A 13,063-nucleotide genomic window follows, 5' to 3' on the forward strand; every position below is an offset into this window, starting at 1 on the left:
GCGCATCGCCATGACAGGAAGGCAACGCGACCATGAAACTCTACACCTATTGGCGCTCCACTTCGTCCTATCGGGTCCGGATCGCCCTTGCCCTCAAGGGCCTGGAAGTGGAACAGGCCTTCATTCATCTCGTGCGCAATGGCGGCGAACAGCATGGCGAGGCCTATCGGGCTCTCAATCCGCAGGAACGTGTGCCCACGCTGGTGCTCGATGACGGCACGGCTCTGACCCAGTCCCCGGCCATCATCGAATATCTCGAAGAAGCCTATCCCGTACCGCCCCTGCTGCCTGCCAACCCCGCGCAGCGCGCCAAGGTGCGGGCGGTCGCCGCGATCATCGGCTGCGATATCCAGCCTCTGCACAATCTCGGCCCGCTGACCTATCTGCGCCGGACGCTCGGCCAGGCCGAGCCGGAGGTCGACGCCTGGATCGCGACCTGGGCCGGCTCGGGGCTGAAGGCGGTCGAGGCGCTGATCGGCGACGGCCCCTATTGCTTCGGCGAAACACCGGGGCTGGCCGATGTCTACCTCATCCCGCAGCTCTACGCCGCCCGCCGCTTCGGCGTGCCGCTCGACGCCTATCCTCGCATCCGCCGCGTCGAGGCCGAGGCCGAAGGGCATCCCGCCTTCGTCAAGGCGCATCCGGCGAACCAGCCTGACAGCGAGTAGAAAGAGGTAACGAGCGGCACACTGCCCTAGATCTTTACGCCCTCGGTGATCAGCCCGCGCGTGATGCTGCCGGTGGTAGGCAGCAGCGGAATAAGGCAGGCCTGGAGGGCGTGGTAGATGTCGACCTTGCCGTAGAACGGGCCGGTGTTGGGCTTGAGGTCATCGCCGAGCTGGGGGAACCAGCCGCCATGCACCTTGTCGATGAAGCGTGCGGCGCTGAAGTTCCAGATATTGCGGTACCATTCTTCGTAGAAACCGTCGCCGTCGGTGGCGTTGAGGAAAGCCGCCGCGCCGATCCCCTCGCAGCAGGGCCACCAATAGCGATCGCGAATGCGCGCCGCACCGGTCCAGTCGAGCGTATAGTAGAAGCCGCCTTTTTCATGGTCCCAGCCATCCTTGACGGCCTGGCGGAACAGGTTGGCGGCGGCTTCAGGCAGCCAGGTCAGCTTACGCTCGCCCAGTTCCCACAGCTGCAGCAAGAGGCGCGCCCATTCCAGCCAATGGCCCGGCGTGGTGCCGTAGGGGCGGAAGACCGGGCTGCCGGAATAATCCTTGTTGAGCTGCCAATCCTGGCTGAAATGCTCGGGCAGGTGCCAGCCATTCTCGGCGGCGTGGCGCCGCACGATCAGGTCGGCGATGCGCTCGGCCTTGTTGAGATAGCTGCTGTCGCCCGTTGCCTCGAAGGCAGCCATCAGGGCCTCGGTCAGGTGCATGTTCGAGTTCTGGCCGCGATAATTGTCGAAAGGCTGCCAGTCCCGCGTGAATTCCTCGGCCGTGGCACCGGGCCCTTCCTCCCAGAAATGCTCCTCCAGCACGGTGGAGATGTCGGCGAGCAGCCGGTCGGCGTCGGGATGACCGGCGACCTTGGCGCTGGAGGCTGCCAGCAGCACGAAGGCATGGCCATAGGCCTGCTTGGTGTCGTCGGTCGGCCCTTCATAGCCGACACCCCAGAAATAGCCGCCCTTGTCCTTGTCGCGATGACCGTTCCAGATGAAATCCATGCCGTGATCGATCATCACGTCGGCACCGGGGCGACCCATCAGATGGGCGATGGCAAAGCAATGCACCATGCGCGTGGTCGAATGGATCTGTCGGGTGGGTCGGCTGCCGGGCGGTTGTCCGGGCACGAAGGGTTTGCAGGCCATGTCGAGATCGTAGAAGCCGCCCAGGGGATTGAGGCTGTTCTGTTCGAATACGGAGAACAGCGTATCCGCCTGCTGCAAGAGCCAGGCTCGGTGGCTTGATAACGTCACCCATTTCGGCGTGGCAGAAGCGGAAGCGGCGGACGTCATCTGAAGTCTCCTCGATACGGCACATATTGGGGCGTCGAGCCCGTTCCCTGCTTAGAACAGCTCGGGCGCACGCGCCACTGATTGGTAGGAAGAAATAGCGGCCGCCAAGGTTGACCCAAGCAAGCGCATGCCTATGCTGCCGCGATCATGATGATGCAGACACTCAACATCGCCACCGTCTTCTTCCTCGTCCGCTAACCGAGGAAAGACTGGATGCCGGTCCGCTCCGGCGGACCTGTCGCCGTGAATCATACGGCGGTTGCCGTTCGCCCGTGGCGGCGCAACGGCGCGATGATTGAGATTTCTCATGCCCACACTCCCACAAGAGCGCGCTCTCGATGCCGCGCAGATCGAACGATTCATCGAAGACGGCTTCGTGAGGATCGATGGCGCCTTTTCCCGCGACCTGGCGGTGCACGCCCGTTCCATCCTGTGGCGGGACATCCCCTGCGATCCCGACGATTCCGCCACCTGGAAGAAACCCGTGATCCGACTCGGCGGCTATGGCGGAGGCCCGTTCCGGGAGGCCGCCAACACACCCGTGCTCAAATCGGCCTTCGACCAGCTCGTCGGCAAAGGGCGCTGGCATCCACGGGACGGCCTCGGCAGTTTCCCGATACGCTTTCCCCACCCCGACGATCCCGGCGACGCCGGCTGGCATGTCGACCTTTCTTTTCCTGGCGAGGACTGCGACCCCGATGAGCGCACCGACTTTTCGGCCTGGCGCGTGAACGTCACCTCACGCGGGCGGGCCCTGCTGATGCTGTTCCTGTTCTCCGACGTGGGACCGGACGATGCGCCGACCCGCATTCGCATCGGCTCGCACCTCGACATGGCGCGCTACCTCGCTCCGGCGGGCGAAGCCGGGCGTTCGCGCATGGAGCTGGAACAGATGGGTGTTCGGCGCCAACAGACGCTGGCAACGGGCGAGGCCGGTACGGTCTATCTTTGCCACCCCTTCCTGGTGCACGCCGCGCAGAAGCATCGGGGCTCCACACCGCGCTTTCTGGCGCAGCCTCCGTTGATACCGAGGGAACCTTTCCGGCTGCAGCGCGACGATGGGGACTACTCGCCCGTGGAGATTGCCATCCGGCGTGCCCTCTCGGAGACTGGGCCAACCTGACGATGACCGCTCTCCCCGGAGAACCGAGGAGAGCGGGAACACCGCTCACCCCTTCCGGAGGACATTATGGTCCAAGCCCTGCGCCTCGCGACCGCCGCCGATCTTCCGGCCATAGAGCACATCGTCGAGGCAGCCTACAGGCCTTATGTCGTGCGCATCGGGCGCAAGCCCGGGCCCATGCTCGACAACTACGCCGCGCTGGTAGAGGCAGGGCATCTGCATGTCCTCGTCCTTGATGGCGATATCCAGGGCATACTCGTCCTGATCCCGCAAGCGGATGCGATGCTCCTGGACAATGTTGCGGTCGCTCCCGCCGCGCAGGGGCGAGGACTGGGTCGCCGCCTGCTCCTGGCGGCCGAAGACTTCGCCCGTGAAGCGGCCTATCGCCGGATCCGGCTCTACACCAATGAGGCGATGACGGAGAATATCGCGCTCTACAGCCGCTGCGGCTATGCCGAGACACATCGCATCGAGGAAAAGGGCCTGCGCAGGGTCTATATGGAGAAAGATCTGGGCTGACGCGCTCCGTTCCCCTTCAGTCTGCGTCGACGCTTTCCAACCTGGCCTCGAGAGCTCCGATTTCCGCCGGCGTGAAAACCTCGAGGCCCTCCGCCCGCAGGAGCGCGGCCGTGACGCCGGCACCGGCATGTTTCCGCCCTGCAAAAGCCCCGTCATAGATGAAGGCACCGCCGCAGGATGGGCTGCCATCGATCAGGAGCGCGAAGCGGCACCCCTCCGTCTGCGCCAAAGCCAGGGCGTTCCTGGCGCCGTCGAGAAAGAGCGCGGTGACATCGGCGCCGGTGATATCGACCACCCGCGCAGCGCCCGCCAGGACGTCGTGGCCCGACAGTCCCCCGGCGATCTCGGCCGGGGCCCGGGGTACGCTGAATCCTCCGGCGAGTTCGGGACAAACCACGACGAGACGCCCTTCGTCGCGCCAGCGCGTGAGAGCCGGGTGATCGAGCGTCTTCGCCGCACCGTCGTAGCGAACAGGCCGCCCGACGAGACAGGCGCTCACCAGGATCTTGGCCGTCATTGCCGCCCCGTATCGCTCTTGAGCATCAGCGCTGTGATAGGACCAAGTGCCGGCTGCGACAACCGTCGACTTCGGCTCCCGGCTTACCGGCTGTCAATGCCCCAGCGCTGCAGCCGGATAAGTTACCGTTGGTACGGTCCTGGTATCAGTCCAGTCGCATTCTGGTTCTATTCTTGACAGGCATGCAGTGGGGATTCGCGGATACAGGTGAGCTCGAAGAGCACGAATTGTCTTAAGATTCTCACATATTGAGGCGTTCATGTCAGACAATTTTCGACCATCCAAGCAGTTAATCGATTTATCCGATGATGGCATCGGACATGCTTATTTTTTGTATTGATGAGCGTAGCCAGCTTTGTTACGGGATGGCGCAAGCTTGCACTGAAGTTATGAAGTCGCAGACGCCTTATTTGCCAGGAGATGCTTAAATTTAGCATCCAAGCGCAGATTTCGATTGCAATAACTTAACGTCATGCAAGTAAATGCCCGCCGGAGGAGGAAGACAGGCGCTTCCTCCTCCGGCTTTTCTTTGCTTGATACCCCGCCAGGTCTACCGACCAGCCGACCTCCCCCCGCACCTGCAGGCAAGCAAGCTCATCGACCTCACCCATGCAGGACCCCGGGAAGCCCTGCCAGCGGCTCTCAAGTGACGCTCTGCCGACGCTTGAAGGGCAGGCTGTCGATACCCGCAAAGCGGGCCTTGGATCCGAGGGCTTCTTCAATACGCAGGGCCTCGTTCCATTTGGCCATGCGTTCGGAACGGGCGAAGGAACCGACCTTAAGCTGTCCGGCATGCCAGCCAATCGCGAGATGCACGATGGCGACATCCTCTGTCTCCCCGGAGCGAGCCGACACAATCGTGCCGAAACCGGCGCGTCGTCCCGCCTCGCAGGCAGCCTTGGCCTCGCTGACCGTGCCGGCCTGGTTGACCTTCACCAGCACCGCATTGACGGTTTCGTTCCTCGCCGCCTGTTCGACCAGCCCGGCATTGGTTACCAGGAAATCATCGCCGATGACCTGAATGCGGTGGCCCACGGCCGCAGTAAAGCGGGCAAGCCCTTCGGCATCGTCCTCGGCGAAAGGGTCCTCGATCGACAGGATGGGATAGCGCTCGCACCAGCCCAGGAGATAGTCCGCCATGCCGTCCCGGTCGAGCTCGCGTCCCTCCAGGCCGAGCCGGTAACGCCCGCCGCGGCCGAATTCGGAGGCGGCGATATCGAGCGAGATCGCGGCGTCGTCGCCCGGTGTGAAGCCGGCTCGCTCGATGGCCAGCACCAGCGTGTCGAGCGCCTCTTCGTTGGAAGCAAATGCAGGCCACCAGCCTCCTTCATCCGCAACGCCCTGCAACAGGCCGCGCTCGGCCATGATCCTTCCAGCCGCCAGATAGACCTCGGCCGTGATCTCGAGCGCCTCGGCAAAGCTCGCCGCCTTGGGCGCCATCACCATGAAATCCTGGATATCGGTGCGGCGGCCGGCATGCGCGCCGCCGCCGAAGATCTGGATTTCCGGAAGGGGAAGGGTAACGCTCCCCTCACCCGCCAGATATTGCCACAGCGGCTGGCCCTGACTGGCGGCTGCCGCATGCAGCACAGCGAGCGAGACCGCGACGGTGGCATTGCCGCCGAGCCTTTGCTTGGTCGGCGTGCCGTCCAGCGCGATCAGCGCCGCGTCCAGCCCCGCCTGGTCGAACGGGTCGCGGCCGATCAAAAGCGGCGCGATCTCCTCACGCATGCCAGCGAGGGCTCCCTGGACGTCGAGGCCACCCAGCCTTTCGCCGCCATCCCTGCGCTCGAGCGCCTCGCGGCTGCCCCGGGAGGCGCCAGCCGGAGCAATGCCCCGCGCGATAGTGCCGTCGCTGAGCTCGATTTCGGCTTCGACGGTGGGACGGCCGCGTGAATCCCAGATGCGGCGCGCATCAAGTCTACGGATGAATATATCGGTCATTGGCGGGCCCAGGCATTGGCGATGGCAATCAGGTCTTGCTGCGGGTCGGCGATCAGCGGTCTGGCAAAGTGGCGCACGGCTTCCCGTTCGTCCTCTTGTGTCAAATATTCGACAGGCGACTTGCCATCCACACGCGCCAGGAACAGCACCGGCAGCAGGGCAGCCGTCCTGGCCTCGAGAGCAGCACGGTCCTCCCAGTCGATCCTGGCGAAATAGGTGCCGACAAGGGCTTCGAAGGCATCCCGATAGGCCGCGCGTGGCACGCCTCGCCGCGCCCCTTTCAACAGGAGATGATTGAGGCAGAAGGCGAGATCGAAGGCCGGGTCGCCAAAACAGGCACATTCGGCGTCGAGAAAGACAGGCCCCTTCCGTCCGCACAGGATGTTCTTCGGGCTGACGTCGCCGTGGATCAGCGCCTTCTTGCTGGCAAGCGTGCGGGCGGCGATGGCCTCGATCCTGCCGGCCAGATCGGGATGCGCGCGGGCCGTGGCCATGAGATAGGGCTCGATGCGGATCGGCCCGAAGGTCGTGTCATTGGCAAAGCGCAGAGCAAGCTCTCCCTCCCGGGCGCTGGCTGCATGAATGAGGCCGAGATCGGCACCGACACGCGCCGCGAACGCGCTGTCGACCCGCTGTTCCAGCAGATGCTCCTTCCACACCGGGTTGAGTTCGGGAGCCAGAAAGGCCATGGCGAACAGGCCGAGTTGCTCGTCCTCGCCAAGCAAGGCGGGCACGCCATCCGGCAACCACTGGCCTATCTGGCGAATCCAGGCTGCTTCCGCCGCGTTGCGGTTCGTTGGCGCCTCCCAGACGGCCGCTACCTTCAGGCGGGCCAATGCCCGCTTGACGCAGAAGCGCCGGCTCGCGGTTTCGACCAGATGGATGTCGGAAGAAACCCCACCCGTCAGGGCTGAAAAGCGCGCCGTCTCCCCCGGTCCGAGCAACCCCATTCGGCGCAAAGCCGCAGGGATCGTCAGCGAGGCATCATCGGATTGGTGATTGGAATGCATCCTCTGATCCTTCATCCAGCCGGAACGCGCAAGCCATCGAGCACGCGCCGGATGAGCGCCCGCCATTCCTCTCCGGCCGCTCCCGCGGCCATCGACAGTGCCGCCCTGTCATAGACGGCCGACAGGAGCAGCGCCGCCGTTTCGAGGGGTACCGGTCGTAACAACCCGCTTGCGACCGCTGCGGCGATACCTTCTCGCAGCGTGCGACCACCATGGGCGGCGTCGATGGCATCCACCGTCTCGCGCCCCAGCACGGCCGGGGCCTCGATCAGCAAGAGCCGGGTACGCCCGGGTTCGGACATGGCGGCCAGAAAAGCCTCGCCGCCGGCGATCAGCGCCTCCATCGCACCGAGTTCTTCCGGTGCCGCCCGTTCGATCTCAGCGGCCAGGGCAGCATTCTCTGCCTCGACGACAGCACGGAACAGCGCCTGCTTGTCGACGAAATGATGATAGAGCGCACCGCGCGTCACGCCCGCCTCGGCCACCAATTCGGGCGTTCCCGTATCGGCATAGCCCTTGGCGACGAACAGGCGCCGCCCAGCCGCGATCAAGGCCGCCCGCGTTCTGAGCGTGCGATCCTGGTTGGAGCGTCGGCCGTCCTCTTGCATGCATACAGCCTGTATGTTATCAAAAAACATTCAGACTGTATGTTTATAGGGGAGGCGCAGGAATGTCCATGAAGATCACCAGCTATTATCCCGTGATCATGACTAGGCAAGTGGCCGCGACTGCGGCCTTCTATGTCGAGCATCTGGGCTTCCGGATCCTGTTCGAGGCGGACTGGTATGTGCATCTGCAATCGGCAGCTGACGAGACGGTCAATCTCGCCGTGCTCGACGGCGGTCACCACACCATTCCCGAACAGGGGCGCGGTGGGCAGGTCGGCGGTCTTCTGCTCAATTTCGAAGTCGCCGACGTCGATGCCGAATATGCAAGGCTCAAACAGGTGGGCCTGCCGATCCTGCTGGAATTGCGCGACGAGGCGTTCGGGCAGCGTCATTTCATCACGGCCGATCCCAATGGCGTGCTGATCGACGTGATCACGCCCATTCCACCCGCTCAGGAATTCGCCGGCAACTATGCGCCCGATGCCGCGCCGCAGTGAAGGCGAGCCCGGATGGGCATCTATGCAGACGTTTTCACGACGTGCCGGAAGCACGATCCGTGCCCGACAATGGTCACATGGATTCCATAGGCTTGCTGGATAAACGTCCTTCATGGCGCAACACGCCATGACAGGTGAACACAGGAGTTCTTGATGTCCGATCTTATTGTCGTCGGCTTTGATTCCATCGATGAGGCCGACAAGGTCCTGCTCAAGCTGGACGCGCTCAAGAAGGAATATCTGGTCGATCTCGAGGATGCGGTGGTGGTCACCCGCAATGCCGAGGGCAAGGTTCATCTCAAGCAGAGCATCAACCTGACCGGCATCGGTGCGAGTTCCGGCCTGCTCTCCGGTGCGTTGTGGGGCGGGCTTGTCGGCCTGCTCTTCCTCAACCCGCTGGCCGGTTTCGCCATCGGAGGCGCCGTCGGTGCGGGCGTCGGCGCCCTCTCCGGTTCGCTCGCCGATTACGGCATCGACGACGACTTCATCAAGTCGCTCGGCCAGACCATTCCCAACAATTCCTCCGCCCTGTTCGTGCTGGTCCGCAAGGTCCAACCCGAGAAGGTCCTGGCCGAATTCAGCGGCCTCAAGGGACGGGTGATCAAGACCTCGCTGTCGCCGGAACAAGAGCAGAAGCTGCAGGAAGCCCTGTCGGCAGCACCTGCCCCGACCAACGGCTAAGTCCCGCTTTCTGTCCTGTAGCGGCCGGCCGACAGCCGGCCGTTGCAGGCCCTTACCTCTGCTCCCTAGCCGGGGCTGGGTGTCTCAGCGTCCGGTCGCTTCGAGCGAAGCGAAATCGCTTCGCGTCATCTGGAAGCGCTTCCAGGTCGCGCCTTGATCATCGCGCATGCCGGCATCGCTGAGGCCCAGCTTCTGCGCGACGCGCAGCGAAGCGGCATTGCGGGGAGCGATCTCGGCTACGATCCTGTCTGCCTCGAGCGTGGCAAAGGCATGCCGAACCACCGGCACGGCCGCTTCGGTCGCATAGCCCTTGCCCCAGGCCTTCCGCACCAGCCGCCAGCCGATCTCGATCTCAGGCCCGGTTCCGTCGGCGGGAATGAGCAGGATCCACCCCAGGAAGCGATCGGGATGAAACCTGTCGACGACAGTCCCGTAGCCCAGCCCCGGCCCATAGTCGGCCTGCATGCGCTGCCTGACGAACGCCTCGTGCTGTTCCGGATCGTGCCAGGGCCCCGGAATATGCTTGGTGACCTCGATATCGCGATCCATGTCAAGGCAGGCTTCGAAATCGGCCATGGTGCGCGGCCGTATCAGCAGGCGCTGCGTTTCGAAATTCGGCAGCACGACATTTCTCCTTCACACCGATGCGATTGGCAGACTCTTCGTTCCTTCTCCCGCAACGCAGCAGCAAATGGCAAATCTCATCCATGCGAATTCGCGTCGCCCTCCACAAGGATTCCTGCCCTGCGGATGCCAGCGATAATCCTTGTGAACGGAAAATTTTGCACTGGTTTGAAAGATTTTGATCGTATATGAGTGTCATTGAAATGAATGCGACTCGCCGCAGCGAGGAAGCGGCGGCATTCATCGCCAGTCCAAGGAGCATGTGCGATGGCCTACCCCCAAACCCGTCTCGACCAGAAATTGCGCAATATCAGAGCGGGCAACTACAAGCGTTCCGACTTCATCATTGCCGATGCCAAGGACGGCGACATGGGCTCCGGCCTCGCGGCAACCGGCTTTGCCCGCAGCACCGACGGCGGCCAGGGCCGGGTGCGCACGCGCGCCGAATTTCTTGACCAGATCCAGGCCATCGTCGAGCAGGATATCGTCGACATCATGCTGGTGTCGGCCTCCAATCTCGAACTGCTGCACGAGCGCGGCGTCTTCCGCACTTCGGCGGTGAAACCCTCCATTCGCGCCAATGACACCACCGATTGCTGGGGTGGCGTGCGCCACCAGGCCTATACCAAGCATCCCTCCCGCCATTTCCGGACCGCCAACCTTTCGCGCGTCATGTACGGCACCAACGAGCCGGCGATTGGCGCGCCCGTGACCGGCACCGATCTCGGCCTCTATTCGGTGACCTTCCTCAACGACATCGATCACGATTATGAAGCACTCGACGCCTTCGCCGCCTTCCGCGAAGAGGCCGCCGACAACAATTTCAAGTACTTCTTCGAAGTCTTCAATCCCAATGTCGACTGCGGCCTCGATCGCCAGCAGATCGGCGAATACATCAATGACAGCATCCTGCGCTGCCTGGCCGGCGTGACCAAGGCGGACCGCCCGCAATTCCTCAAGATCGTCTATAATGGACCCAAGGCGCTCGAAGAACTGTCGAGCTTCGATCCCGACCTGGTGGTCGGCGTACTTGGCGGCGGCGCCGGCACGACCCGTGACACCTTCGAATTGCTGCACCAGGCCGAAAAATATGGCGGCCGCGTCGCGTTGTTCGGCCGCAAGATCAACCTGGCCGAGGATCCGCTTGCGCTGCTGGTGCTGATGCGGCAGGTCGCCGACGGCACTATCGCACCGGACGAAGCCGTCAAGGCCTATCATGGCGAATTGTCCAAGAGCGGCCTCAAGGCCAAGCGCAGCCTGGAAGATGACCTCGCGATCACCGAGGATGTGCTCAAGCCGGCGGCCCTGAAGAAGGTCGCCTGACGGTTCCAATGCAGTTCCCTTAAGGAGGAAACACTCCGAATTGTCATAGCCGGGCTTGACCCGGCTATCCAGAAGCCCCCGCGCAACGGGGCTAAAGGCTGGATTGCCGGGTCAAGCCCGGCAATGACAAAGGTCGTGCAAACTCGAAGACGCTTCAGTGAGCTGCATTGGCCTGACGGTTCCGCCATTCGATCAGACAAGGCGGGTCGTTTCGATCCGCCTTTTGTCCATCTGGGAAGCAACGCGCTTCAATGGCAGAATCTGCAAGATTGTGCCTAAGTCGAGCCTGTATCGTCTGACGGCACCGAGGGTCTGTGCATCTCGGGGCCGCGTCGATGATCTGCATGCTCAAAGGAGTCCGCCTTATATGGAAGCCCCCACCAAACGCGTCGAGATCATCCCCGCCAAAAGGCGGGCGCTCATTCTGGAGCATCTGCGCATCAATGGGGCGGCCTCCATCCAGGAACTGGCCGACTCGATCGGCGGGTCGCAATCGACCATTCGCCGCGATCTCGAACATCTGATGGAAGGCGGCTATCTCGAACGCACCCATGGCGGCGCATTGCTGGTGCCGCCGCTGCAAGCGACCTTCGAACGTGAATCGCAGATCAATGCGCATATGCAGCGCGCCCAGAAGATCGCCATCGGCGCCGAAGCGGCCCTGCGCATCAACAATCGCGAGAGCGTGATCTTCGAAGCCAGTTCCACCGTGATGGAAGTGGTACGGGCCGCGGCCCTGCGTGACCTTTCCCTCACCGTGGTTACCAACAGCCTGGAGATCGCGCAGGTCAGTTCCGACGTACCGAGTTGGAGGGTGATCATGCCGGGCGGCACCATCCGGCCCGGCGGCTGGCGTTCGCTCTGGGGCGAGCCGGGCGAGAGCTTTTTCAACACCGTGCACGCCGATGTCTGCGTCACCGGTGCCTATGCCGTCAGCGGCAATGTCCTCACCGATGCCGCCCTCGAAGTCGCTTCGCTCAAGCGCAAGATGATCCAATCATCCCGTCGCACCATCGTGGTGGTCGACAGCTCGAAATTCTCGGCACCGTCCTTCTCGACCTTCTGCGAGCTCTCCGCCATCGACGAACTGATCACCGATGACGGCATCAAGCCCGAATATCTGGAAGCGCTGAACAACTATGGAACCAAGGTCACAGTGGTGCCGATGAAGGGGACGACACAGCGATAGGCCGCCTTCATCCGCGCACCCGGTGCCCTTGCCTGCCCAGCTTCCTGGCGACGCCTATGCCGCGCTGCGCGCAGCGGCAAGCGCCTCGCCGGTCTCGTCCAGCGCCGCCTTCAGCCTGGCAAGCAGCCAGCTCGCAGCGGGGCCGAGGGCGGTGTCCGTGCGCCGGATGCTCTGCAGGGGATAGAGATTGCGGTCCCAGCCCGTCATGGCCAGGCGCACCAGCCGGCCCGCTACGATATCGTCGTTCACCATGTCCTCCGGCATGCTGCCCCAGCCTATGCCGGAGCGGAGCAGCATAAACTTGGCGCCGAGATCGGCAATGCGCCAGGTCTTCGAGCTGACCACGCCGAATTCCTGACCTTCGGTGAATTTGGAGCGATCGGTCAGGACGAGTTGGACATGTTCCTGGGCCCTGACATCGGCCTCCTCGCTGCCGAGCCCGGCCAGAGGATGGGAGGGAGAGGCCACCGGAATCAAGCGGATCGAGCCGATGCCGCGGCGCTCGATGCCGATGATGTCCCGCGAGAGCGGACCGCCGACACCGAGATCGGCGATACCGTCGAGCACATGCTGGGTGACCGCCCCGAGCGCCTCGACGTGCAGGCGCAATGACACCGTGGGAAACTCCGCCTGGAAGGCGTTGAGCACCCGCACCAGGGCGCAGGGCGGCAGCATGACATCGACCGTCAGCGTGACCTCGGCCTCCAGGCCCGAGGTCAACCCCTTGGCCTTGGCGATCAGGCTGCCGATGCCGCGCGCCACGACGCGCGCCTCGGCTAGCATGGCCTTACCCCCTTCGGTGAGCTGGGGCTTGCGGGTGGACTGGCGATCGAAGAGCTCCAGGCCAAGCTGGGCTTCCAGATTGGCGATGGTGTAGCTGACGACGGAGGTGGCTCGCCCGAGTTGGCGGGCCGCGCCGGCAAAGCTGCCGGCCTCGACAATGGCAAGGAAGACCTGCAGCTGGTCAAGCGTGGGGCGCGGATCAGACATATCAACTTTCTCGAACGTATTTGTCTATATTATCCATATTTTCCTGAACATCAATCTCTGAGATAACAGCGCCAAGTT

15 protein-coding genes are annotated in these 13,063 nt (G+C 63.3%); 7 read left to right on the forward strand and 8 right to left on the reverse strand.

Annotated features, from left to right (window positions below):
• The first annotated feature begins 32 nt into the window (after window positions 1-32).
• The gene (maiA, locus tag QM672_RS10330) at window positions 33-668 is read left to right on the forward strand and encodes a maleylacetoacetate isomerase (protein ID WP_415082377.1); all 636 of its coding nucleotides are present in this window, start codon (window positions 33-35) and stop codon (window positions 666-668) included.
• A 26-nt stretch (window positions 669-694) separates the two neighbouring features.
• Here the strand turns inward: maiA and QM672_RS10335 are convergent, their stop codons facing one another.
• Together QM672_RS10335 and QM672_RS10340 are read right to left on the reverse strand one after the other, a co-directional pair.
• The gene (locus QM672_RS10335) at window positions 695-1,960 is read right to left on the reverse strand and encodes an AGE family epimerase/isomerase (RefSeq protein ID WP_415082379.1); all 1,266 of its coding nucleotides are present in this window, start codon (window positions 1,958-1,960) and stop codon (window positions 695-697) included.
• Between the two features lie 51 nt (window positions 1,961-2,011).
• Window positions 2,012-2,269 carry a hypothetical protein gene (locus QM672_RS10340; protein ID WP_415082381.1) on the reverse strand — a complete coding sequence of 86 codons (258 nt, stop codon included), beginning with the start codon at window positions 2,267-2,269 and terminating at the stop codon, window positions 2,012-2,014.
• Here QM672_RS10340 and QM672_RS10345 point away from each other — a divergent pair.
• Together QM672_RS10345 and QM672_RS10350 are read left to right on the forward strand one after the other, a co-directional pair.
• Window positions 2,268-3,083, forward strand: coding sequence for a phytanoyl-CoA dioxygenase (locus QM672_RS10345; RefSeq protein WP_415082383.1), 816 nt, complete (start codon window positions 2,268-2,270; stop codon window positions 3,081-3,083). The two genes, QM672_RS10340 and QM672_RS10345, sit on opposite strands and share 2 nt — an antisense overlap.
• Window positions 3,084-3,149: 66 nt before the next feature.
• Window positions 3,150-3,602, forward strand: coding sequence for a GNAT family N-acetyltransferase (locus QM672_RS10350; RefSeq protein WP_415082385.1), 453 nt, complete (start codon window positions 3,150-3,152; stop codon window positions 3,600-3,602).
• A 16-nt stretch (window positions 3,603-3,618) separates the two neighbouring features.
• Here QM672_RS10350 and QM672_RS10355 read toward each other — a convergent pair whose 3' ends face one another.
• From QM672_RS10355 to QM672_RS10370, 4 genes are all read right to left on the reverse strand, one after another.
• Window positions 3,619-4,119, reverse strand: coding sequence for a DUF523 domain-containing protein (locus QM672_RS10355; protein ID WP_311935256.1), 501 nt, complete (start codon window positions 4,117-4,119; stop codon window positions 3,619-3,621).
• Between the two features lie 642 nt (window positions 4,120-4,761).
• Window positions 4,762-6,063, reverse strand: coding sequence for a phosphopyruvate hydratase (eno, locus tag QM672_RS10360; RefSeq protein ID WP_311935258.1), 1,302 nt, complete (start codon window positions 6,061-6,063; stop codon window positions 4,762-4,764).
• Window positions 6,060-7,073, reverse strand: coding sequence for a phosphotransferase family protein (locus tag QM672_RS10365; RefSeq protein WP_415082388.1), 1,014 nt, complete (start codon window positions 7,071-7,073; stop codon window positions 6,060-6,062). Before QM672_RS10365 ends, eno begins: the two co-directional genes overlap by 4 nt.
• A gap of 11 nt (window positions 7,074-7,084) precedes the next feature.
• The gene (locus QM672_RS10370; RefSeq protein ID WP_415082390.1) at window positions 7,085-7,681 is read right to left on the reverse strand and encodes a TetR/AcrR family transcriptional regulator; all 597 of its coding nucleotides are present in this window, start codon (window positions 7,679-7,681) and stop codon (window positions 7,085-7,087) included.
• Window positions 7,682-7,749: 68 nt separating this feature from the next.
• Here QM672_RS10370 and QM672_RS10375 point away from each other — a divergent pair, with 68 nt between their 5' ends.
• Together QM672_RS10375 and QM672_RS10380 are read left to right on the forward strand one after the other, a co-directional pair.
• Window positions 7,750-8,178, forward strand: coding sequence for a VOC family protein (locus tag QM672_RS10375; protein WP_415082472.1), 429 nt, complete (start codon window positions 7,750-7,752; stop codon window positions 8,176-8,178).
• Between the two features lie 153 nt (window positions 8,179-8,331).
• Window positions 8,332-8,859: a DUF1269 domain-containing protein gene (locus tag QM672_RS10380; protein ID WP_311935263.1), complete on the forward strand. Its 528-nt coding sequence runs from the start codon at window positions 8,332-8,334 to the stop codon at window positions 8,857-8,859.
• 84 nt (window positions 8,860-8,943) lie between these two features.
• On the opposite strand, the gene QM672_RS10385 is transcribed toward QM672_RS10380, so the two are convergent.
• A complete protein-coding gene (locus QM672_RS10385) occupies window positions 8,944-9,483 on the reverse strand; it encodes a GNAT family N-acetyltransferase (RefSeq protein ID WP_415082393.1) in 540 nt (179 codons plus the stop codon).
• Window positions 9,484-9,750: 267 nt separating this feature from the next.
• Here QM672_RS10385 and QM672_RS10390 point away from each other — a divergent pair, with 267 nt between their 5' ends.
• Together QM672_RS10390 and QM672_RS10395 are read left to right on the forward strand one after the other, a co-directional pair.
• The gene (locus QM672_RS10390) at window positions 9,751-10,806 is read left to right on the forward strand and encodes a hypothetical protein (protein WP_415082395.1); all 1,056 of its coding nucleotides are present in this window, start codon (window positions 9,751-9,753) and stop codon (window positions 10,804-10,806) included.
• A gap of 367 nt (window positions 10,807-11,173) precedes the next feature.
• A complete protein-coding gene (locus QM672_RS10395) occupies window positions 11,174-11,995 on the forward strand; it encodes a DeoR/GlpR family DNA-binding transcription regulator (RefSeq protein ID WP_311935268.1) in 822 nt (273 codons plus the stop codon).
• A 54-nt stretch (window positions 11,996-12,049) separates the two neighbouring features.
• Here QM672_RS10395 and QM672_RS10400 read toward each other — a convergent pair whose 3' ends face one another.
• Window positions 12,050-12,985, reverse strand: coding sequence for a LysR family transcriptional regulator (locus QM672_RS10400; protein ID WP_415082397.1), 936 nt, complete (start codon window positions 12,983-12,985; stop codon window positions 12,050-12,052).
• Window positions 12,986-13,063: the final 78 nt, after the last annotated feature.

The organism is Labrys sp. (in: a-proteobacteria) (genome assembly GCF_047605565.1).
In the GTDB taxonomy this organism is placed as follows: Bacteria; Pseudomonadota; Alphaproteobacteria; order Rhizobiales; family Labraceae; genus Labrys; species Labrys neptuniae.